The sequence below is a fragment of the Pandoraea pneumonica genome (assembly GCF_049918595.1).
Taxonomy (GTDB): domain Bacteria; phylum Pseudomonadota; class Gammaproteobacteria; order Burkholderiales; family Burkholderiaceae; genus Pandoraea; species Pandoraea pneumonica_A.
The window spans coordinates 1,288,032-1,309,789 of record NZ_JBNCRZ010000001.1 but is presented as its reverse complement, the minus strand read 5'-3'; the positions used below and the strand labels follow the sequence as shown (position 1 = coordinate 1,309,789).

Sequence of the window (21,758 nt, the reverse complement as noted above, 5' to 3'; positions counted from 1 at the left end):
ACCCCGCTATGGGTGTCATGTTTTCGCGTCATCAGGTAACCCTCCATGGCTAACACCACTCTCGGCGTCAAGGTCGACGACGTCCTGCGCACCCGGCTCAAGACGGCCGCCCAGCAAATCGAGCGCACCCCCCACTGGCTCATCAAACAGGCGATCTTCGCTTATCTGGAGCGCATCGAGAGCGGCACCCTGCCCCCCGAACTCAACGGCGCAACCCACGCCAGCACGGAAGTCATCGACGGCCTGAACGGCGACGACACCGCCGCGCATCCGTTCCTCGAATTTGCGCAGAACGTGCAACCCCAGTCGGTGCTGCGCGCCGCCATCACGGCCGCCTACCGCCGCCCAGAGCCAGAATGCGTGCCGGTGTTGATCGGTCAGGCCAAGCTGGCCCCGGCCACCGCCACGTCGGCCTCGGCCCTCGCCCGCAAGCTCGTCGTCGCCCTGCGCGGCAAGAGCACCGGAGGCGGCGTGGAAGGCCTGATTCACGAATTCTCGCTATCCAGCCAAGAGGGCGTCGCCCTGATGTGCCTGGCCGAAGCCCTGCTGCGCATTCCCGACAAAGCCACGCGCGACGCGCTCATCCGCGACAAAATCAGCAAGGGCGACTGGCACGCCCACATGGGCAATTCGCCGTCGATGTTCGTCAACGCCGCCACCTGGGGCCTGATGATCACCGGCAAGCTCGTCACCACCACCAGCGAAGCCGGTCTCACCAAGGCGCTCACCCGCCTGATCGGCCGCGGCGGCGAACCCCTCATCCGCAAGGGTGTGGACATGGCCATGCGCCTGATGGGCGAACAGTTCGTGACCGGGGAAACCATCTCCGAAGCGCTCGCCAACAGCCGCAAGTACGAAGCCCAAGGCTTCCGCTACTCGTACGACATGCTCGGCGAAGCCGCCACCACCGAAGAAGACGCCCAGCGCTACTACGCCAGCTACGAGCAAGCGATCCATGCCATCGGGAAGGCCTCGGCCGGTCGCGGCATCTACGAAGGCCCGGGCATCTCGATCAAGCTCTCGGCCCTGCACCCGCGCTACTCACGCAGCCAGCACGAGCGCACTGTCACCGAACTGCTGCCGCGCGTGAAGTCGCTCGCCCTGCTGGCGCGTCATTACGACATCGGCCTGAACATCGACGCCGAAGAAGCCGACCGCCTCGAGATCTCGCTCGATCTGCTCGAAGCGCTGTGCTTCGATCCGGACCTCGCCGGCTGGAACGGCATCGGCTTCGTGGTGCAGGCGTACCAGAAGCGTTGCCCGTTCGTGATCGACTTCATCATCGATCTGGCTCGTCGCAGCCGTCACCGCATCATGGTGCGTCTGGTCAAAGGCGCTTACTGGGATACCGAAATCAAGCGCGCGCAGGTCGACGGCCTCGAAGGCTATCCGGTCTACACGCGCAAGATTTACACCGACGTGTCGTACATGGCCTGCGCGAAGAAGCTGCTCGCCGTGCCGGACGCGATCTACCCGCAATTCGCCACGCACAACGCCCACACGCTCTCCGCGATCTACCATCTGGCCGGTAATAACTACTACCCGGGCCAGTACGAGTTCCAGTGCCTGCACGGCATGGGCGAGCCGCTGTACGAAGAAGTGGTCGGCCCGATTGCATCGGGCAAGCTCGCCCGCCCGTGCCGCGTCTACGCGCCGGTCGGTACGCACGAAACGCTGCTCGCCTATCTGGTGCGCCGACTGCTGGAAAATGGCGCGAACACGTCGTTCGTGAACCGTATCGCCGATGAAACCGTCAGCGTCGACGAGCTGATCGCCGACCCGATCGTCGAAGCCGAGAAGGTGCAACCGCTCGGCGCGCCGCACGCCAAGATTCCGCTGCCGCGCGACCTGTACGGCACCTCGCGTGCCAACTCGTCGGGCTTCGATCTCTCGAACGAACATCGCCTCGCCTCGCTGTCGTCGGCGTTGCTCGCCAGTGCTGGCACGCCGTGGCGCGCCGCCCCGATGCTGGCCGATGGCGAACGCGTGGAAGGCACCCCGCGCTTCGTGCGCAACCCGGCGGATCTGCGCGACACCGTGGGTCAAGTCATCGAAGCGACCTCGCAAGATGTCGACGCCGCCCTCGCCCACGCCGTGGCCGCCGCACCGATCTGGCAAGCCACGCCGGTGGAAGAACGCGCCGACTGCCTGATGCGCGCCGCCGATCTGCTCGAAGCCCACATGCCCACGCTCATGGGTCTGTGCGTGCGCGAAGCCGGTAAGTCGCTGCCGAACGCTGTCGCCGAAGTGCGCGAAGCCGTCGACTTCCTGCGCTACTACGCCGCGCAAATCCGTCAGGGCTTCTCGAACGACACGCACCGCCCGCTGGGCCCCGTGCTGTGTATCAGCCCGTGGAACTTCCCGCTCGCGATTTTCGTGGGTCAGGTAGCCGCAGCCCTTGCCGCCGGTAACCCGGTGATCGCCAAACCTGCCGAGCAAACGCCGCTCATCGCCGCCGAAGCCGTGCGCTTGATGCACGCCGCTGGCATCCCCGCCGGCGCGCTGCAACTGCTGCCGGGCACGGGCGAAACGGTCGGCGCGGCGCTCGTCGCAGACGCCCGCACGAAGGCCGTGATGTTCACCGGCTCGACCGAAGTGGCGCGCATCATCGCGCGCACGCTGGCCGACCGCCTCGACGCCAACGGCCGTCCGATTCCGCTGATTGCCGAAACCGGCGGTCAGAACGCGATGATCGTCGACTCGTCGGCGCTGCCGGAACAAGTGGTCTACGACGTGCTGGCCTCGGCCTTCGACTCCGCCGGTCAACGTTGCTCGGCCCTGCGCGTGCTGTGCCTGCAAGACGACATCGCCGACAAGACGCTGCACATGCTCAAGGGCGCGATGCAGGAACTCGCCATCGGCAACCCGGACCGTCTGTCGATCGACGTCGGCCCGGTGATCGACGCCGAAGCGCAAGCCGGTATCAGCCGTCACATCGAACAAATGCGCGCCAAGGGCTTCCCGGTCGAACAACTGCCGCTGCCGGACGCCGCCCGTCACGGCACGTTCGTGCCGCCGACGCTCATCGAACTGAACGACCTCAAGTCGCTGCAACGCGAAGTGTTCGGGCCGGTGCTGCACGTCATCCGCTTCAAGCGCGCGCAACTCGACAAGCTGCTCGACCAGATCAACGGCACCGGCTACGGCCTGACGTTCGGCGTGCATACGCGTATCGATGAAACCATCGCCTACGTGACCGAGCGTGCCCACGTTGGCAACGTCTACGTGAACCGTAACGTGATTGGCGCCGTCGTCGGTGTGCAGCCGTTCGGCGGTGAAGGTTTGTCTGGGACGGGTCCGAAAGCGGGCGGTCCGATGTATCTGCCGCGCTTGTTGGCGACTCGCCCGGCCGCACTGGCACCAGAACTCAATCGCAACGAAGCTGCGCTCTCGCCGCTGGTGCACTACCGCGACTGGCTGCATCAAGCGGGCCAGAACCTGAGCGACAGCGCCGCCGCGATCGATCGCGTCGACCGCTACTTGGCAACGTCGGCACTCGACGCCACGGCCGTGCTGCCGGGCCCGACCGGCGAGCGCAACACCTACGGCCTGGAACCGCGCGGCCCGGTGCTGTGCGTGGCCGCTACGCCGCTGGGCGCCCGCACGCAACTGGGTGCCGTGCTCGCCACGGGCAATACCGCTGTGTTTGCCGATAGCGCTGTAGCGCGTGAGTTGGTCAGCGCGTTGCCTGCGTCGATTAAGGGCCGTGCGTCGGTGCTGGCCGCTGGGGCCGATGCTGCTGCCGAGCCGTCGCTCGCCGCCGTGCTTTTCGAAGGTGATAGCGATGAATTGCGCGCCTTGAACCGCCGCATTGCCACGCGCAACGGCCCGATCTTGTCGATGCAAGGTCTGGCGCCCGAAGCGCTGGCCGCTGGCGACGACTACTCGCTGGAGCGCCTGCTCTGCGAGCGTTCGGTGTCGGTGAATACGGCTGCTGCCGGTGGTAACGCCAACCTCATGACCATCGGCTGATCGCATTCCAAGCCGTAGCGTCCTGCGCCCCGTACACGCCCACCTTGGGTGTGTACGGGGCGCTTTTCTTTCTATCTGTCTCCCGCACCCTACGCCCCTACGCGTATGCCGTAGACGCGCGGATCGCACGCATTCGCGGTATCGTCGCGCCCACCCCCGACATCCGACACACGTCACCGTCTTTGTACGGTCAACCCGTGCCAGCGACACGCATCGCTGGCCGCAGCCGTCGTGGCTGCGCGTCGAAGCGTCTTTTGTCATGCCGGGAGATGTCTCCGTACGCGCAGCGGCGCCGGTCAAGGAGACAACATGTCCCTCTGGAACCCAACGGCGGTGACCTTCACCGTCTACTTATTGCTGATGCTCGGCATCGGCTGGCTCGGCTATCGCGCCACCCATAACCTCTCCGACTACATCCTCGGCGGACGCCGTCTCGGTAGCTTCGTTACCGCGCTCTCGGCGGGGGCCTCCGACATGAGCGGCTGGCTGCTGCTCGGCTTGCCCGGGGCCATCTACGCCGGTGGCCTCTCGGGCGTGTGGATCGCCATCGGTCTGGCGCTCGGCGCGTGGGCCAACTGGCGTCTCGTGGCCGCACGCCTGCGCGTGCACACCGAGCAGTGCGGCAACGCCCTCACCCTGCCCGAGTACCTCACGCAACGCTTCGGCGATGGCAGCCACCTGCTGCGCATCGTCACGGCGCTGGTGATTCTCATCTTCTTCACGCTCTATTGCGCGTCGGGTGTCGTCGCGGGCGCGCGTCTGTTTGAGACGATGTTCGGACTCGACTACCGCACCGCACTTTGGATAGGCGCGCTCGCCACCATCGCGTACGTGTTCATCGGCGGCTTTCTCGCGGTGAGCTGGACCGACACCGTGCAGGCGTCGCTGATGTTTGCCGCGCTGGTCGTGACCCCCATCGCCGTGATTGCGCTCGACGGCAGTCCGGCGGCGGCGGTGGCGGCGGTAACGGCGGTGCATCCGACGCATACCGACTGGTTCGGCGACCTCGCACCGCTCGGCGTGATCTCGATGCTCGCGTGGGGACTGGGCTACTTCGGCCAGCCGCACATCCTCGTGCGCTTTATGGCGGCGCGCTCGGCAGCCGCCATCCCGAAGGCACGGCGCATCTGCATGACTTGGATGGTGTTGTGCCTTGTCGGCGCCGTCGCGGTCGGCTTCTTCGGTCTCGCGTTCTTCAGCGCCCGGCCGGATCTGGCTGCCGGTGTTACCGCCAACCCCGAGACCATCTTCATCGCGCTAACCACGCAACTCTTTGCGCCGTGGCTCGCCGGCATTCTGCTCGCGGCGATTCTGGCGGCGGTGATGAGCACGCTGTCATGCCAATTGCTGGTGTGCGCCAGTGCGCTCACGGAAGACCTCTACAAGACCTTTGCGCCCGGGCAAGTCAGCCAGCGCCGCCTGGTCTGGATTGGCCGCGCGATGGTGCTCGCGGTGGCCACCGTGGCGGTACTGCTCGCGCTCGACCCGAATAGCCGCGTGCTGGGCATGGTGAGTTACGCCTGGGCGGGCTTCGGTGCGGCGTTCGGCCCGTTGGTGTTGGCCACGCTGCTGTGGCCGCGCGTCACCCGAAACGGCGCGCTGGCGGGCATTGTGGTCGGCGCAGCGACCGTCCTGATCTGGAAGCAATTCGGCTGGTTCGATCTGTACGAAATCTTGCCGGGCTTCGTGCTGGGCGGGCTGGCGCTGGTGGTGGTGAGCCGCTTCGACCGGGCGCCGTCGCATGAGGTGATGGCCCGCTACGCGACAGCCGAGCAGCGTTTGCGAGACATTCAGGCAGGCCGTATCGAAAGCGCGGACGAAGGAGCGGAATTTGGTAGCGGCCTCGGCCCCATGGGCGGCAACCTAGGCGGCAGTTTGGGCAGTAAAACCGGCCGCGCCGCCGACACCCCGACGGCGCAACCTTCGCCATAAGCGGGTAGCACCTTCTATCGGAATATGTCCCTCTTGACCGGCGCGCGCAGCCATCCAATACTGCCGCGTCGGACGCATTGTGCGTTTGATTAAGATTGAATGCCATCTCACCGCCGACCGGCGCGTGGCAGACGGCATCCCAAGACAGGCGGGCCGCGGCGATCCCGCAGGCCTGCCACTCAACGACATACACATGCAAGGAGAGGGTTGATGCAATCGAAGCTTACGCTCAGCGCATTCGCGGTCGCAGGTCTGATCGCGTTCGGCGGCGCGGCAAACGCGCAACAAGCGCAGGAAGTGAAGCTGGGTTTTGCTGCACCGCTCACGGGCGCTCAGGCGCACTACGGCAAGGACATGCAAAACGGCATCCAGCTCGCCATTGACGAGTACAACGCCACCAAGCCGACCATCGAAGGCAAGCCGGTGAAGTTCGTGCTGCAATCCGAAGACGATCAGGCCGACCCGCGCCAGGGTTCGCTGGTCGCTCAGAAGCTGGTCGACTCGAGCATCAAGGGCATGCTCGGCCACTTCAATTCGGGCACGACGATCCCCGCCTCCAGCATCTACGCCCAGGCCGGCATCCCTGAAATCGCCATGGCCACGGCACCGGAGTACACCAAGCAAGGCTTCAAGACGACGTTCCGCATGATGACGTCCGACATCCAGCAGGGTTCGGTCGTGGGTAACTTTGCCGTCAAGAAGCTGGGCTTCAAGACCATCGCTATCGTCGATGACCGTACGGCCTACGGTCAGGGTCTGGCCGCAGAGTTCAAGAAGGCGGCTGTGGCGGCAGGCGGCAAGGTGGTGCGCGAAGAGTCGACCACGGATAAGGCTGTGGACTTCACCGCCATCCTGACCAACATCAAGCGCTCCAACCCGGACGTCATCTTCTTCGGTGGTGCCGATCAGCAGGCCGGCCCGCTTGCCAAGCAGATGCGCCAACTGAGCATCAAGTCGACGCTGATGGCCGGCGAAATGGTCAAGTCGGATGCCTTCCTGAAGATTGCCGGTCCGGCAGCCGATGGCTCGGTGGTGTCGCTCGCCGGTCTGCCGCTCGACAAGATGCCGGGCGGTGCCGCTTACGAGTCGCGCTACAAGGCCAAGTTCGGCTCGGCGCCGGAAACGTACTCACCGTATGCGTACGACGGTGCCATGGCCATGATGTCGGCCATGAAGAAGGCCAACTCGACCGACCCGGCCAAGTATCTGCCGGTGCTCGCCAAGACCAGCATGCCCGGCGTGACCACGCGTGAGCTGGCCTACGACAGCGTCGGCGATCTGAAGAACGGTTCGATCACCGTCTACAAGGTCGTCGGCGGCAAGTGGACCGTGCTGGAAACTGTCGGTAAGTAAGTCGTCTGCATCGGATCTGCGCAAGATCCGATGACGAATGCGAAAAAGGCTGGCGAAATCAATTCGCCAGCCTTTTTGCTTTTGCGCGCGACGTGATCCGTCAGACGTGACGTCGCGGGCTTAGGTCCTACGCTTTTACGATGCGTCCGTGACCGCTGTCGGCAACGCCCCCGGCTTCGATACCGGCGCCGCGCCACCGACGCTAGCCTTTGCGGGCCAGACATCCTTCGGCAAGCGCGAGCGCAGTTCCTGCGGCAGCGACTCTTGCGTGAAGACCGGCTCGGCAATCCCCGCCTTGCGTTGCGCTGCGTAGTCGCGCCACGCGGCGAGTGCGTACTTGGCAAGCAACGCGATCGCAATCAAGTTGATGAAGGCCATCAGCGCTGCGCCCACATCGGCAAAACTCCACACGAGCGGCAAGCTCGCGACCGAGCCCAGCATCACGGCCAGCAGCACCAGCGAACGGAAGATGTGCAGGCACCACGGACGCTGCGTCATGAAGTCGAGGTTCACTTCCGCATAGGCGTAGTTGCCCAACACGCTCGAATACGCGAGGAAGAACACCGTCACGCCGGTGAACATGATCGCCCACTCGCCGAAGTGCGCTGCCAGTGCGCGCTGTGTGAGCACGGCACCTTCGGCTGCCGCACCGACTTCGTACTGCCCCGAGAGCAGAATCATGAAGGCCGTGGCCGAGCACACGACGATGGTGTCGAAGAACACCCCGAGCATCTGCATCAAACCCTGCTGCACCGGGTGCTTCGTAGTGGCAACCGCTGCCGCATTCGGCGCGCTGCCCATACCCGCTTCGTTCGAGAACAGGCCGCGCTTCACGCCCATCAGCACCGCCTGACTCACGGCGTAACCGGCCACACCGCCCGCCGCCTGCCCCAGCCCAAAGGCGTGATCGACGATCAGCGAGATCATGGCCGGAATCTTGTCGAAGTTGACGATGCAGACATAGGCCGCCAGCCCGAGATAGATCAGCGCCATGACGGGCACGATCCACTGCGCCACGCGAGCGACGCGTCGCACACCGCCATAGATGATCGGTGCCGTCATCAGCACCAACGTGATCCCGATCCAGATGCGCGACCAGCCGAACGACGCTTCAAGCGTCTCGGCAATGGAGTGCGATTGCACGGAGTTGAAGGCAAAGCCGAACGTGAAGAGCAGCGCGATGGCAAACACCACGCCGAAGGTGCGCGAGCCGAGCCCAAGCTGGATGTAATACGCCGGGCCGCCCCGGAACGTCTTGTCGCCGTGCGGCACCTTAAAGACCTGCGCCAGCGTCGACTCCACGAAGGCCGACGCCATGCCGACCAGTGCCGTCATCCACATCCAGAAGATGGCGCCGGGGCCACCGATGGTGAGCGCGACGGCGACGCCCGCAATGTTGCCGGTGCCCACACGACTGGCAAGACCGGTAGCGAACGCCTGAAACGGGGAAATGCCGGAGGGACTACCCGACGTGCGTAGCAAACAGACGCTATGCCAAAGCGCGCGTAGCTGAATACCGCCAAAGCGAACCGTGAAATACAACCCCGCGCCGAGCAAGGCAATCACAAGGGGATATCCCGATAACACACCGCCGACGGCATCGACCATCGGCTTGAGCCATTGCTCCATTGCTGCGTCTCCTTTCGTTGACAACGTATGCGCCCTGTCAGGCGGGCAAAAGGACGCAGATTCGCAAGGATTTGGCCCGAAATGGGGGTTTTGTAACCTACTTTAGGTAGATTCCCAAGGGCAATAAAAAAGCCGCGCGGCAGATACCGGGCGGCTCAAAAGACAAGGCAAGGAGACATCGACGACAAGGTTACCGCCGCTATGTGACGGTCATATGACGCTCATTTGGCCGTCATGCGGCGATATCCGGCCCCGGTATCAGCACTCGACGATATTCACCGCCAGACCGCCTCGCGCCGTCTCCTTGTACTTCGTTTTCATGTCGGCGCCGGTCTCGCGCATCGTCTTGATGACGGAGTCGAGCGAAACATAGTGCGCACCGTCGCCACGCAGTGCCATGCGCGCGGCGTTCACGGCTTTCACCGAAGCCATCGCGTTGCGCTCGATGCAAGGAATCTGCACCAGCCCGCCCACCGGGTCGCAGGTCAGCCCGAGGTTGTGTTCCATGCCGATCTCGGCGGCATTCTCCACCTGCTCGACCGTACCGCCCAGCACGGCAGCGAGCGCACCCGCCGCCATGGAACACGCCACCCCGACTTCGCCCTGACACCCCACTTCCGCGCCCGAAATCGACGCGTTGAGCTTGTACAGAATGCCGATGGCCCCGGCCGTCAGCAGGAAATCGATCACGCCCTGATCGTTCGCGCCATGCACGAAGCGGTCGTAGTAATGCATCACCGACGGGATGATGCCCGCCGCACCGTTCGTCGGGGCCGTCACCACGCGGCCACCGGCCGCGTTCTCTTCGTTGACCGCCATCGCGTACAGGTTCACCCAGTCCATCACCGACAGCGGGTCGGAGAGCGTGCGCTCGGCGCGTTGCGTCAACTGACGGTACAACTCCGGCGCACGACGGCGCACATGCAGCGGACCCGGCAGTTCGCCTTCGGCTTCCGGGTTGCCGATACCGCAACCGCGCGTCACGCACGACTGCATCACGTGCCAGATATTGATCAGGCCGGTACGGATGTCTTCTTCCTTGTGCCAGACCTTCTCGTTCTCCCACATCAGTTGGGCAATGGTCTTGCCGCTCTCGCGGCACATCTCCAGCAATTCCTTGCCCGTGCGGAACGGGTACGGCAACTGATCGTGTGCCGAAAGCACCTGCGCATTCGATGCGCCTGCCGTCACCACGAAGCCACCGCCCACCGACAAATAGCGACCTTCGCGCAGCTTGTTACCCGCGCCGTCGAACGCATGGAATTTCATGCCGTTCGGGTGTTCGGCCATCGCTTCGCGGCGATAGAACACGATGTGTTCCTTCTCGACGAACGGCACCTCGTGCTTGCCGAGAATCGACAGCACCTTCTCGCGGCGCAGCGTCGCCAGACGATCGCCAATCGTCGACGGGTCGACCGTGTCGGGGGCATCGCCCATGAAGCCCAGCAGCACGCCCTTATCGGTGCCGTGGCCCTTGCCCGTCGCCCCGAGCGAGCCGTACAACTCGGCGCGCAGCGAGGCCACCTGCGGCAACAGGCCGTCGCGTTCCAGCCCCTGCACGAACATCAACGCCGCGCGCATCGGACCCACGGTATGCGAACTCGACGGTCCGATACCGATCTTGAACAAATCGAAAACTGAAACGGCCATGGGGCTTTCCTGAATTTTTTAGAACTAACTTGAGACTCTGCGAGCGCCGTCATGCTGACGCATTCGCGTGACATCTATAGAGACAAAAAGGGGCCAGCAATGTTTCTGCCGGCCCCTGTTTATCGAGTTTGCAACACTTACTCGTAGTCGCTCATCGGCACGCAGGCGCAGAACAGGTTCCGGTCGCCGTACACGTTATCGGCACGGCCCACCGGCGGCCAGTACTTGCGCTCGCGCAGTGCCTTCACCGGATACGCCGCCTGGCTACGCGCATACGCATGCGGCCATTCGTCGGCAGTGACGACCTCAGCCGTGTGCGGGGCGTGCTTGAGCGGGTTGTCTTCGCGATCGGCACGGCCTTCTTCCACCGCGCGAATTTCTTCGCGAATCGTGACCATGGCTTCGATGAAGCGATCCAGCTCATGCTTCGATTCCGATTCGGTCGGCTCGACCATCAGCGTGCCCGGCACCGGGAAGCTCATCGTCGGGGCGTGGAAGCCGAAGTCCATCAGGCGCTTGGCGACGTCGTCGACCGAAATGCCGCTGGTTTCCTTGAGCGGACGCAGATCGAGAATGCACTCGTGCGCGACCAGCCCGCCCGGGCCCGAGTAAAGCACCGGATAGTGCGGCGCCAGCTTCTTCGCGAGGTAGTTGGCGTTAAGAATCGCGGTTTCCGTGGCCGACGTCAGGCCAGCGGCGCCCATCATCGCGACATACATCCACGAGATCGGCAGAATCGACGCCGAACCGTACGGCGCAGCCGACACGGCACCAATGCCGTCGGCATCACGCGAGTAACCGGTCGAGCGCTGGTTCGGCAGGAATTGCGCCAGATGCGCACCCACGGCCACCGGACCCACGCCCGGGCCGCCACCGCCGTGCGGAATGCAGAACGTCTTGTGCAAGTTCAGGTGCGACACGTCGCCGCCGAACTCGCCCGGTGCGCACAGGCCGACCATCGCGTTCATGTTCGCGCCGTCGACATACACCTGACCGCCATTTGCATGCACGATCTCGCAAATCTGACGCGCGCCCGCTTCGAACACGCCGTGCGTGGACGGGTACGTCATCATGATCGCGGCCAGACGGTCGCGATGTTGCTCGGCCTTCGCCTGAAGGTCGGCCAGATCGACGTTACCGTTGGCGTCGCACGCCACCACGACCACCTGCATACCGGCCATTTGTGCCGACGCCGGGTTGGTGCCGTGAGCGGAAGCGGGAATCAGGCAGATGTCGCGATGCGCTTCGCCGCGCGAGGCGTGATACGCCTGAATGATCAGCAGACCCGCGTACTCGCCTTGCGAGCCGGCGTTCGGCTGGAGCGAGACGGCTGCGTAGCCGGTCGCTGCGACGAGCATCTGTTCGAGCTGGTCGATCATCGTGCGGTAGCCCGCCGTCTGCGCGGTCGGCGCGAACGGGTGGATCTGACCGAATTCGGGCCACGTCACCGGCAGCATTTCCGAAGTGGCGTTGAGCTTCATCGTGCACGAGCCCAGCGGAATCATCGTGCGATCGAGCGCGAGATCCTTGTCCGAGAGGCTGCGCAGGTAGCGAAGCATCTCGTGTTCCGAGTGATAACGGTTGAACACCGGGTGCGTGAGGTACGCGCTCTGACGCGCGAGCGCCGCCGGGAAGCCGTCGGCCACCGTGGCTTCGATCGCATCGAAGTCGAGCGAACCGGCGCTCCTGCCCAGACCTTCGGCAAACACGTCCCACAGCGCGATCACGTCGTCGCGGGTGCTGGTCTCGTCGAGCGAGATGCCCACGATGTCCGCATCTTCGCGACGCAGGTTGAAGTGGCGCGCCACGGCGGCGGTGTGCACGGCGTCGGCGCGACCCGCGACGGGCACCGTCAGCGTGTCGAAGAACGTCGCGTTGCGCGGGGCAACGCCCAGCTTTGCGAGGCCGGCGGCGAGCACTGCCGTCAGACGATGCACGCGCGACGCGATGATGCGCAGACCTTGCGGGCCGTGATAGGCGGCGTACATGCTGGCCATGATGGCGAGCAGTGCCTGCGCAGTACAAATGTTCGAGGTCGCCTTCTCGCGACGGATGTGCTGCTCGCGCGTTTGCAGTGCGAGACGCAGCGCCGGCTTGCCTTGCGTGTCGACCGACACGCCCACCAGACGGCCCGGCATCGAGCGCTTGAGCTCGTCGCGCGTGGCCAGATAAGCGGCGTGCGGGCCGCCAAAGCCCATCGGCACGCCGAAGCGCTGGCTGTTACCCACGGCGACGTCGGCACCCCACTCGCCCGGCGGGGCCAGCAGCGTGAGCGAGAGCAAATCGGCGGCGGCGATCAGCATGCCGCCATTGGCATGGATTGCGTCGGCCAGCGCACGATACTCGCGCACATCGCCGCCCACGCCCGGGTACTGCACCAGCACGCCGAACGCATCGACGTCGGCAGCAGCGGCCACCGGGCCGACCTGCACTTCGATACCCAGCGGCTTGGCGCGCGTTTGCACCACTTCGATGGTTTGGGGCAGCACGTCGTCGGCCACGAAGAACGTGTTCGACTTCGACTTGCCCGTGCGCTTGACCAGCGTCATCGCCTCGGCGGCAGCGGTGGCCTCGTCGAGCATCGACGCGTTGGCGATGGCCAGACCCGTCAGGTCGATCACCATCTGCTGATAGTTGAGCAGCGCTTCGAGACGGCCTTGCGAGATTTCCGGCTGATACGGCGTGTACGCCGTGTACCAGGCCGGGTTTTCGAGCACGTTACGCAGGATCACGCCCGGCGTGAACGTGTTGTAGTAGCCCTGACCGATGAACGACTTGAAGACCTGATTCTGGTCGGCCAGCGCGCGCAGTTGCGCGATGGCTTGCGACTCGGTTTTCGGCGCAGCGAATTGGCCCAGCGCAGCAGCGAATTGCGGGCCGTCGCGGCGAATCGAGGCGGGTACGACCGCATCGATGAGCGCGGCGCGCGACGCGTAGCCAAGCTCGGTGAGCATGGCTTGCTGTTCGGGGCTGTCGGGGCCGATGTGGCGCGCGGAAAAGTTATCGCGCTGCTCCAGCTCGGTGAGCGAGCGGCGCGGCTGATGCAGGTCGTTCATGGCATTCATGGGTCAGATCTCTCGTTCGGTCACGGCAAGTGACAACGGCAATGTATTGCTATGCGCGGCACCCCGGTGCGGTGGCAGACTTCGCCACCCTTGCACCGGGTCTGCGGCTCGGTGGCTTACGCGCCCGGGCCGGCGTTGTATTGCTCGGCGGTGAGCAGACCGTCGAGTTCCTTCGCGTCGGTCGGCTTGATGCGGAACAGCCAGTTGGCGTACGGGTCGCTGTTGATTTGCTCCGGCGAACCAGCCACTTCGCTGTTCGTCTCGATGATCTCGCCGCCGATCGGGGCGTAGATGTCCGAGGCGGCCTTGACCGACTCGACCACCGCGACTTGCTCCTGTGCCTTGACCGTGCGGCCGGTGTCCGGCAGCTCGATGAAGACCACATCGCCCAGCGCTTCTTGCGCGTGGTCGGTAATGCCGATGGTCACGGTGCCGTCGGCTTCGAGGCGAGCCCATTCGTGGGACTCGGCGTACTTCAGGTTGTCGGGGGTATTCGCCATTTGTGACGCTCCGGTTTCAGTATTGGGGTGTCTTATTGAGAGTCTGTCGTGTCGCCAACCGCGCAGGTGCGAGCGTTGCCGCTCACGCCACCACGGCCTTGCCGTGACGCACGAATGGCAATTTGACCACACGTGCGGGCAATTGCTTGTCACGAATTTGTACGTGCACGAGCGCGCCGTCCGGCACGCCCTTCGGCAGACGCGCGAACGCGATCGACTGCTGGAGGCTCGGACTGAACGTACCGCTGGTAATTTCGCCGTCGCCGGCGTCCGTCACCACGACCTGATGGGCGCGCAGCACGCCGCCCTTGCCGTCGAGCACGAGGCCCGCGAAGCGCCACGTCTGGCCGCGCGTGAGCAGCGAATCTTTACCGACGAACGTGCGCTCGCTTTCCTTTTCGACCGTCCAGCCCAGACCCGCGTCGAGCGGCGAGGTGTCGTCGTCCATGTCCTGACCGTACAGGTTCATGCCGGCTTCCAGACGCAGCGTGTCGCGCGCGCCGAGGCCCGCCGGACGCACGCCGACGGCCACCAGCGCTTGCCACAGAGCAGCCACGTGGTCGGCATTCACGATCACTTCGAATCCGTCTTCCCCGGTGTAGCCCGTGCGCGCGATCATCAGCTCGCCGAACGGCGTGTCTTTGACGAAAGCGGCGTTGAACGGCTTAAGCACTTCGCTCGCCGCCTGGCTGCTCGGCACCGCTTGCCAAACCTTGGCGCGGGCGTTCGGGCCTTGCACGGCCACGATCGACAGATCGCGGCGCGGGGTGATCGTGAGGCTGTAGTCGCCGTGGGCGTTGAGCTGACCGATCCAGGCAAGGTCCTTGTCGGCGGTACCGGCGTTCACGACGATGCGGAACCAGTCTTCAGCGATGAAATAGATGATGAGGTCGTCGATCACGCCGCCGCTCGGGTTGAGCATGCAGGTGTAGAGCGCCTTACCCGGGGTTTGCAGCTTGTCGACGTTGTTCGCCACGGCGAAACGCAGGAATTCGCGGCAGCTCGGGCCGTGCAGATCGACCACGCACATATGCGAGACGTCGAACATGCCCGCATCGGTGCGAACGGCGTTGTGCTCTTCGATCTGGGAGCCGTAGTTCACGGGCATGTCCCAGCCGCCGAAGTCGACCATGCGGGCGCCGGCGGCGCGGTGCGTATCGTTGAGCGGGGTGCGTTTGAGATCGGTCATCGAAGCCTCAGAATCCAGGGATTTCGGAAAAGTAGTGTCCGAAAATGCAAAAAGGGGTCATCTCGACGACCGGCACGTGCGCGTGGGACGTGTGCGAATGCACTTGCCCGGCGCGATGCCAGTTGGCGAGATGACCCCTCTGTCCTTGGTACCTGAGAGATTGCCCGGCAGTCTCGGTAGTCACTGAGAATGCCAGCCCCTTCGGTGGGCTGTCCGCACGACAGTTGTCATGCCACAGCCGCTCTCCAGAGATCGAAGGCGATGCCTTCGGCGCGGACGGTCCTTGATGCCTGAGAGTTTGTGGGTATTACCCCTTCGGCGGCGCCAGTATGTGCTTCCCGGCGCGCTCTCCCGACCGCGTTCGCGCACTTTACGGGGAAAGCCGGGGGCTGTCAATTTGCCGAAAAACCGCTAATGCGACTCCCCGGGATTCACCCCCGCCGGACAGCCGTCGCGCCCCCATCGGCCGTTACAAACCGCCCAGATGCAACGCTGCTTCGGGATGACTTCGAACCATCGATATTTGTCGCACTGCGCGAGCGCCGCGGCGATGGTGGTAGCCGCGCCAGGCGTCGAGGCAGTCGATGGACTGGAGGCCGCCCCCGGCCCATGCACGGCGTCTGCCGCCGCAATCTGGCCGATGTCGCTGTTATCGAGATGGGCGGGCAAATCAGGGTTCGGTACCGGCTTAGCAGCGTTCGTCGCGTTCGCGGCATCACGGCGACTGAGCAAGGTCATCATGTCGTCGGGCGCGGGTGAGGACGGTGGGGACATGGCCGATGTGGCCGCCGCCGTCAGGGCGGCGGTGGCGGCGGACGCCGTCAGCGGTGTTGCTGACGCCGACGCGACGTCAGCCGCCGCGCCCGAGGCCGCTGCGTCGACTGCGGCAAGCGCCTGAGCACGGGCTAGCGCCGCCGATTCTGCGCTACTCGCGGTGCCGGGCGCCGCTGCGTTTGCGTCACCCGCGGCGTTCAAGGGGGGTGCGTTGCTTCCGTTGCTGAAAGGCGCGACGGCAATCGCGTCGGCAGATTTGGGTGTGGGGTCGACGTAAGGCGCGCGCAGGTTCCACCAGATGCCGATGAGCGCGATCGCCGCGAAGATGGCGGTACCGAGAACGAGCGCCCCGTTGATCCAGCCCGGCTCACCGTCACGCTTGCGCTGCTCGCGACGCTCGCGGCGCGTCAGGCGACGCGATTCGGTGGCTGCGGAGGCGGCCGCAGCGGCGTCACTCGCGGAAGCGGCTTGCGCCGTCGCCCGCGGTGCGTCGAGTACGCTCCCCGCATCGGCACCGGCGGTCGCCAGACTGCCCTCCCCGAAACCCGGTTCAGCATCAGCAAGAGGCGCACCACACTGCTTACAGCGCAGCGCACTCGTCGCATTGTTCGTCCCACAGGTTGGACATTGCACGGCGACCTCACCACGATGGCAACGTTTTTTATTATAGGCACCCCCTGTGCGTGGACGCCAGTGACGCCGCCCGCCGCAGTGCAACGGCGTCGCAACGGCCCCACAGTTCCGGCGCGGTGAGCGTTTCCTGATGGCGATGGCCTGCATGTCATTTCCGCGCACACGCCCCATGTTAGACTTGCCCACCTCCAGCGTGCCCGCCACGAAATGCCCTCGCGAGCACTCGACCGGCCGCCGCCCTCACCCCATCGCTTCACACCATGTCGTCCTTTCCGCTCAATCCTGCTCAGAACGAGGCCGTGCGCTATTTCGACGGCCCTTGCCTCGTGCTGGCCGGTGCCGGTAGCGGCAAGACGCGCGTCATCACACAGAAAATTGCCTGGCTCATCGAGACGAAGGGGTTCGAGCCGAAGCACATCGCCGCCGTTACCTTCACGAACAAAGCCGCCGCCGAAATGCGCGAGCGCGTCGCCAAGCAGTTGGAAGGCAAAACGCTGACCACGCCCGGCAAAGAAGGCCGCAAGGTGCCAGTCAACCAGTTGACGATTTGTACGTTCCACTCGCTCGGCGTGCAGATTCTGCGCCGCGAAGCGGAGAACGTCGGCCTCAAACCGCAATTCTCGATTCTCGATGCCGACGACTGCTTCGGTCTCATTCAGGAACAACTGGGCACGACCGACAAGGCGATGATCCGCGGCGTGCAAACGGCCATCTCACTGTGGAAGAACGGGCTCGTGACACCCGAGACGGCACTGGCTGCCGCCGAGACCGCCGACGAGCATCAGGCCGCCGTGGTGTATCGCAATTACATGGCGACGTTGCAGGCGTATCAGGCGGTCGACTTCGACGACCTGATACGCCTGCCCGCCGAACTGTTCGCGCGCGACGAAGAAGTGCGCGAGCGTTGGCAGAACAAGCTGCGCTATTTGCTGATCGACGAGTATCAAGACACCAATACCTGCCAGTACCTGCTGCTCAAATTGCTGGCAGGCCCACGCGCGGCGTTCATGGCCGTGGGCGACGACGATCAGGCGATCTACGGCTGGCGCGGCGCGACGCTCGAAAATCTCAAGCAGTTGCAGGTCGACTTTCCCACGCTGAAAGTCATCAAGCTCGAGCAGAACTACCGCTCGACCTCGCGCATTCTGACTGCCGCGAACAACGTCATCGCGAAGAATCCGAAAATCTTCGAAAAGAAGCTGTGGAGTGAACACGGGCTCGGCGATCCGATCACCGTCACCCCGGCGAACGACGAAGAACACGAGGCCGAGTCGGTCGTGTTCCGCCTGTCGGCGCACAAGTTCGAGCGCCGCGCGGAGTTTCGCGACTACGCCATTCTGTATCGCGGCAACCATCAAGCCCGCATCTTCGAACAGGTGTTGCGCCGCGAGCGTATTCCGTACGTGCTCTCGGGCGGACAGTCGTTCTTCGACAAGGCGGAAATCAAGGATTTGTGCGCCTATCTGCGCCTGCTGGCCAACCCCGACGACGATCCCGCATTCATCCGCGCGGTGACGACGCCGCGCCGGGGTGTGGGTAGCACCACCCTCGAAGTGCTGGGCGGGTTTGCCGGGCAAGCCAAGGTGTCACTGTTCGAAGCCGTCTACATGGGTGCCGTCGAGGCCCGTTTGCAGCCGCGGCAACTCGAACCGCTGCGCGCGTTCTGCGATTTCATCCAACGCATTACGGCGCGTGCGGCGCGCGACCCGGCCAACGAGGTCATCGACGACCTGATGGCAGGCATCCATTACGAGGCCTATCTGTACGACACGTTCGACGAGCGGCAGGCGCAGTCGCGCTGGACTACCGTGCTCGAATTCCTCGAATGGATGAAGCGCAAGGGCACACGTGGCAGCGCAGACGCGGCGACTGGGCTCGATAACATCGATGAGGATGCCGACGACGACGCCAAGAGCCTGATGGAACTCACGCAGACCATCGCGCTGATGTCGATGCTCGAAGGCCGCGACGGCGATGACCCGGACGCCGTGCGTCTGTCGACGTTGCACGCGTCGAAAGGTCTTGAGTATCCGCACGTGTTTCTCGTCGGCATGGAAGAAGGCATCCTCCCGCACATTCGGGAAGACGAGGAAGTCACCGCCGAGAAAATCGAAGAAGAACGCCGGTTGATGTACGTAGGCATTACGCGTGCGCAACGCACGCTGCAATTGTCGTGGTGCAGGAAGCGCAAGCGCGCGCGCGAAACTTACACGTGCGAAGTCTCGCGGTTCGTGCCCGAGATGCAACTCGACGAAGCGCCGCCTCCGCCGCCGGAAGACGCCCCCATGTCACCGAAGGACCGGCTCGCCAGCCTCAAGGCGATGCTTGCGGGCGGCGCGAACAAAACGCCGTCCCAGTAAACGAGACGCCCCCCGCATGCGGGGGGCTGGCCTGAGGATTCAGCGGCGTCCGGCCGGGGCTGTCGGCGGCGGCAGGGCGCGCAGTAAAGCAAGGCTTGCTGCTATTTGCCACCGCCCGTAGACGTCTGGCCACACGCGATTGCCGGACTCGACGCCACCATCACGCCTGCCAGACCGGCTAAACCAAGCACAGCGACAACCAACAACTTGCGCATAGGCTCTCCTCCACTCGTCAGGTGAGGTTTCACTATAGGAGCGCATTCTTTCGATGACAAAGACATCTTGACCATCGGCGCGGCGCGGGTGATAGTCGGTAAAAAACGGGCGAAACGGTACGCAAATTGCGTCGATTTCGGTCCAATGCCCACACCTCTCCAACGTCTCTCGCGATGCGTCACATGCACCCCTGCCGTGGCGAGTGTGCGGCACCGATCCTCAAGCCTTGTGGAGCGTGTGTGTGAGACTGCATATCCTGTCCGACCTGCATTTGTCCGTCGCCCCGCTGGCGACACCCGACGTTGTGGCAGACGTCACGATTCTGGCGGGCGACATCAGCCGCCCGGCGCAAGCCATCGAGTGGGCGAAGCAATTACCGCGCCCCGTCATCTACGTTGCTGGTAATCACGAGTTCTACGGCGCGACGCTCGCCGGGACACTAGCCGAGATCCGCAAGCTGGCAGCCGGCACGAATGTTCACGTACTGGAGCGCGGCGCCGTGACGATCGACGGCGTTCGCTTCATTGGCACGACGTTATGGTCCGACTTCGCGCTATACGACGCCGAAGGCAAGCACGACGAAGTGATTGAGGAGTCCCGGAAATTCGTGCGCGACTTCACACGTATTCGAGTGGGCGATCCGGCGGCACCTTGGTCCGACCTGCCGTTTTTCACCCCAGAGGACAGCGCCGCGCTGTGCCGCGAGAACGTGGCGTGGCTGCGACGCGCGTTGGCCGATCCGCACGATGGCCCGACAGTCGTCGTCACCCATCACGCGCCGACACCGCAGAGCATTCATCCGCGCTTTGCGGGGTCGCCCGTCAATCCGGCGTTTATTTCGGATTTGACGTCGTTCGTCGACCAGTCGGACGCCGCATTGTGGGTGCACGGCCATACGCACGATTCGTTCGATTACCGCGTTGGGCGTACGCGCGTGCTGTGCAATCCGCGCGGCTACTGTTTTGAGGGGCGAGTCGAGAATGCCGCGTTCGACCCCGCGTTGTGCGTGAACGTGTGACGCACTGCAACACGTCGGCCTACCGGTAGCGCGCTCCATGGATCGAGCGCCGACCCAGAAAGCAAAAATCCCCGCCGAAGCGGGGATTTTTCTTTTGCAGCGACAGCTTATGTGCCGAGTTACTTCGCCGCGCTGACCATGTAATCGACAGCGGCCTTCACATCGTCATCCGAAGCGTTGGCAGCGCCGCCCTTCGGCGGCATGGCGTTCAGGCCCTTGAGTGCGGCGTTGTGCAGTGTGTCGATGCCGGTGGCAATGCGCGGTGCCCACGCGGCCTTATCGCCGAACTTCGGCGCGTTCATCACACCCGACGCGTGGCACGCCATACAAACCGTGTCGTAAAGCTTCTTGCCCGCTTCAAGGTTGCTGCCAGCGCCGGCGGCGGCCGGAGCGGCGGTCTTGAGCGACGCCATCGCGGCAGCCGCAGCAGCGGCCGAGCCAGCGTCGGCGGCGGGCGCTGCGCCCGAGGCGGGTGCGGCAGCCACGGCGCCGGAGGCCGGCTGCGCGGGTTCGGCCGGTTCTTGCAGCTTGCCGCCCGAGGCGTTGGCCATGTAGACGATGGCGCGGCCAATTTCGTAATCCGTCACGTCGTCGGGGCTGGTGCCGCCGCGCGCGGGCATGGCGCCTTTACCGGCCAGCGCGATCTTGAGCATTTCGTCGTAGCCCTGCGCAATGCGCGGCGCCCAGTCGGCCGAGCCGACCTTCGGGGCCCCGGCGGTGCCTGCGGCGTGGCAGGCGGCGCAAACGGCTTTATAGAGTTGCTCGCCCGTCTGATAGACGCGCGGTGCGTTGGCATCCTTGATTTCGACCTTGGCCACGGGCGCGATGCGCTCGGCGATGGCTTTTTCGGTCATGGCGGAACTGCCGGCGCCGGTCAGGGCGTTGTTGCCCACGTAATTGACCAGCAAGACGATGATGACAATCGGTACCAGAAAACCTGCAATGACTGCGGCGATGAGCTGCTTTGGTGTTTTGATCAGGGACTCATGCTCGTTATGTGCTTCACTCATGCGGGATCTCTCAATAGTTTTTGTGGAAACCGAGTGCGTCACACCGGACGGCAGGCGCCATCCGGTCAAAATAACGAGCCATTGTAGCAACAAACACTCCCGCGATGACACGTGATGGCCGTGCGCAGACGCCGCAAAAGTCCCGTGTTTTCCCTAACTTACGCGAAACCCAAAGCGGTGTTCCGCGTAGTTTGTGCGTGAAGGGGGATAGCATTGCATGCACAGCAAAACCGCGCGTGATGCGTATCCCGTAGTGAATTGCCGCATTGTGGGGCGCGAGGATGCGCCGGGCATGGACGGCGCACGACAAAACCGCTATGCTTGCACGTCTTTGCCCGCCGGCCTGCGCGTTCGCGCATTCCTACCGGTGGTCTGCACAGCGCCCGTAGCTCAGGGGATAGAGTATCGGCCTCCGAAGCCGAGGGTCACTGGTTCGATTCCAGTCGGGCGCGCCAAA

General features: G+C 64.4%; 12 protein-coding genes, 1 tRNA gene and 2 riboswitches. Of the genes, 6 read left to right on the top strand and 7 right to left on the bottom strand.

Features of this window, described 5'->3' with window-relative positions:
• Nucleotides 1-45 precede the first annotated feature (45 nt).
• The 3 genes from putA to ACPWR9_RS05970 all read left to right on the top strand — a co-directional run bounded on the left by putA (nucleotide 46) and on the right by ACPWR9_RS05970 (nucleotide 7,257).
• On the top strand, nucleotides 46-3,972 hold the full coding sequence (putA, locus tag ACPWR9_RS05980; RefSeq protein ID WP_426296068.1) for a trifunctional transcriptional regulator/proline dehydrogenase/L-glutamate gamma-semialdehyde dehydrogenase: 3,927 nt from the start codon (nucleotides 46-48) through the stop codon (nucleotides 3,970-3,972).
• Nucleotides 3,973-4,281: 309 nt separating this feature from the next.
• Nucleotides 4,282-5,904 carry a sodium/proline symporter PutP gene (gene putP, locus ACPWR9_RS05975; protein WP_426296069.1) on the top strand — a complete coding sequence of 541 codons (1,623 nt, stop codon included), beginning with the start codon at nucleotides 4,282-4,284 and terminating at the stop codon, nucleotides 5,902-5,904.
• Between the two features lie 210 nt (nucleotides 5,905-6,114).
• Nucleotides 6,115-7,257: a branched-chain amino acid ABC transporter substrate-binding protein gene (locus tag ACPWR9_RS05970; protein WP_426296070.1), complete on the top strand. Its 1,143-nt coding sequence runs from the start codon at nucleotides 6,115-6,117 to the stop codon at nucleotides 7,255-7,257.
• Nucleotides 7,258-7,392: 135 nt separating this feature from the next.
• Here the strand turns inward: ACPWR9_RS05970 and ACPWR9_RS05965 are convergent, their stop codons facing one another.
• The 6 genes from ACPWR9_RS05965 to ACPWR9_RS05940 all read right to left on the bottom strand — a co-directional run bounded on the left by ACPWR9_RS05965 (nucleotide 7,393) and on the right by ACPWR9_RS05940 (nucleotide 16,697).
• A complete protein-coding gene (locus tag ACPWR9_RS05965; protein WP_426296071.1) occupies nucleotides 7,393-8,886 on the bottom strand; it encodes an alanine/glycine:cation symporter family protein in 1,494 nt (497 codons plus the stop codon).
• A gap of 258 nt (nucleotides 8,887-9,144) precedes the next feature.
• Nucleotides 9,145-10,536, bottom strand: a complete 1,392-nt coding sequence (locus tag ACPWR9_RS05960) for an L-serine ammonia-lyase (RefSeq protein ID WP_426296072.1) — start codon at nucleotides 10,534-10,536, stop codon at nucleotides 9,145-9,147.
• A gap of 137 nt (nucleotides 10,537-10,673) precedes the next feature.
• Nucleotides 10,674-13,601: an aminomethyl-transferring glycine dehydrogenase gene (gene gcvP, locus ACPWR9_RS05955; RefSeq protein ID WP_426296073.1), complete on the bottom strand. Its 2,928-nt coding sequence runs from the start codon at nucleotides 13,599-13,601 to the stop codon at nucleotides 10,674-10,676.
• A 116-nt stretch (nucleotides 13,602-13,717) separates the two neighbouring features.
• Nucleotides 13,718-14,101 carry a glycine cleavage system protein GcvH gene (gcvH, locus tag ACPWR9_RS05950; protein WP_426296074.1) on the bottom strand — a complete coding sequence of 128 codons (384 nt, stop codon included), beginning with the start codon at nucleotides 14,099-14,101 and terminating at the stop codon, nucleotides 13,718-13,720.
• Nucleotides 14,102-14,183: 82 nt separating this feature from the next.
• On the bottom strand, nucleotides 14,184-15,290 hold the full coding sequence (gene gcvT, locus ACPWR9_RS05945; RefSeq protein WP_150679334.1) for a glycine cleavage system aminomethyltransferase GcvT: 1,107 nt from the start codon (nucleotides 15,288-15,290) through the stop codon (nucleotides 14,184-14,186).
• A 129-nt stretch (nucleotides 15,291-15,419) separates the two neighbouring features.
• Nucleotides 15,420-15,549: riboswitch (glycine riboswitch) on the bottom strand.
• An 8-nt stretch (nucleotides 15,550-15,557) separates the two neighbouring features.
• A riboswitch (glycine riboswitch) is annotated at nucleotides 15,558-15,654 on the bottom strand.
• Nucleotides 15,655-15,701: 47 nt separating this feature from the next.
• Nucleotides 15,702-16,697: a hypothetical protein gene (locus ACPWR9_RS05940; RefSeq protein ID WP_426296075.1), complete on the bottom strand. Its 996-nt coding sequence runs from the start codon at nucleotides 16,695-16,697 to the stop codon at nucleotides 15,702-15,704.
• Between the two features lie 260 nt (nucleotides 16,698-16,957).
• On the opposite strand from ACPWR9_RS05940, the gene ACPWR9_RS05935 reads away from it, so the two are divergent.
• Together ACPWR9_RS05935 and ACPWR9_RS05930 are read left to right on the top strand one after the other, a co-directional pair.
• Nucleotides 16,958-19,057, top strand: coding sequence for a UvrD-helicase domain-containing protein (locus tag ACPWR9_RS05935; protein ID WP_426296076.1), 2,100 nt, complete (start codon nucleotides 16,958-16,960; stop codon nucleotides 19,055-19,057).
• Nucleotides 19,058-19,514: 457 nt separating this feature from the next.
• Nucleotides 19,515-20,291 (top strand): metallophosphoesterase, encoded by a 777-nt coding sequence (locus ACPWR9_RS05930; protein WP_426296077.1) that lies wholly within the window; start codon nucleotides 19,515-19,517, stop codon nucleotides 20,289-20,291.
• 119 nt (nucleotides 20,292-20,410) lie between these two features.
• Here the strand turns inward: ACPWR9_RS05930 and ACPWR9_RS05925 are convergent, their stop codons facing one another.
• A complete protein-coding gene (locus ACPWR9_RS05925; protein ID WP_426296078.1) occupies nucleotides 20,411-21,301 on the bottom strand; it encodes a c-type cytochrome in 891 nt (296 codons plus the stop codon).
• 379 nt (nucleotides 21,302-21,680) lie between these two features.
• Between ACPWR9_RS05925 and ACPWR9_RS05920 the strand changes: the two genes are divergently transcribed.
• Nucleotides 21,681-21,756: transfer RNA gene (locus ACPWR9_RS05920), tRNA-Arg, on the top strand.
• Nucleotides 21,757-21,758 lie beyond the last annotated feature (2 nt).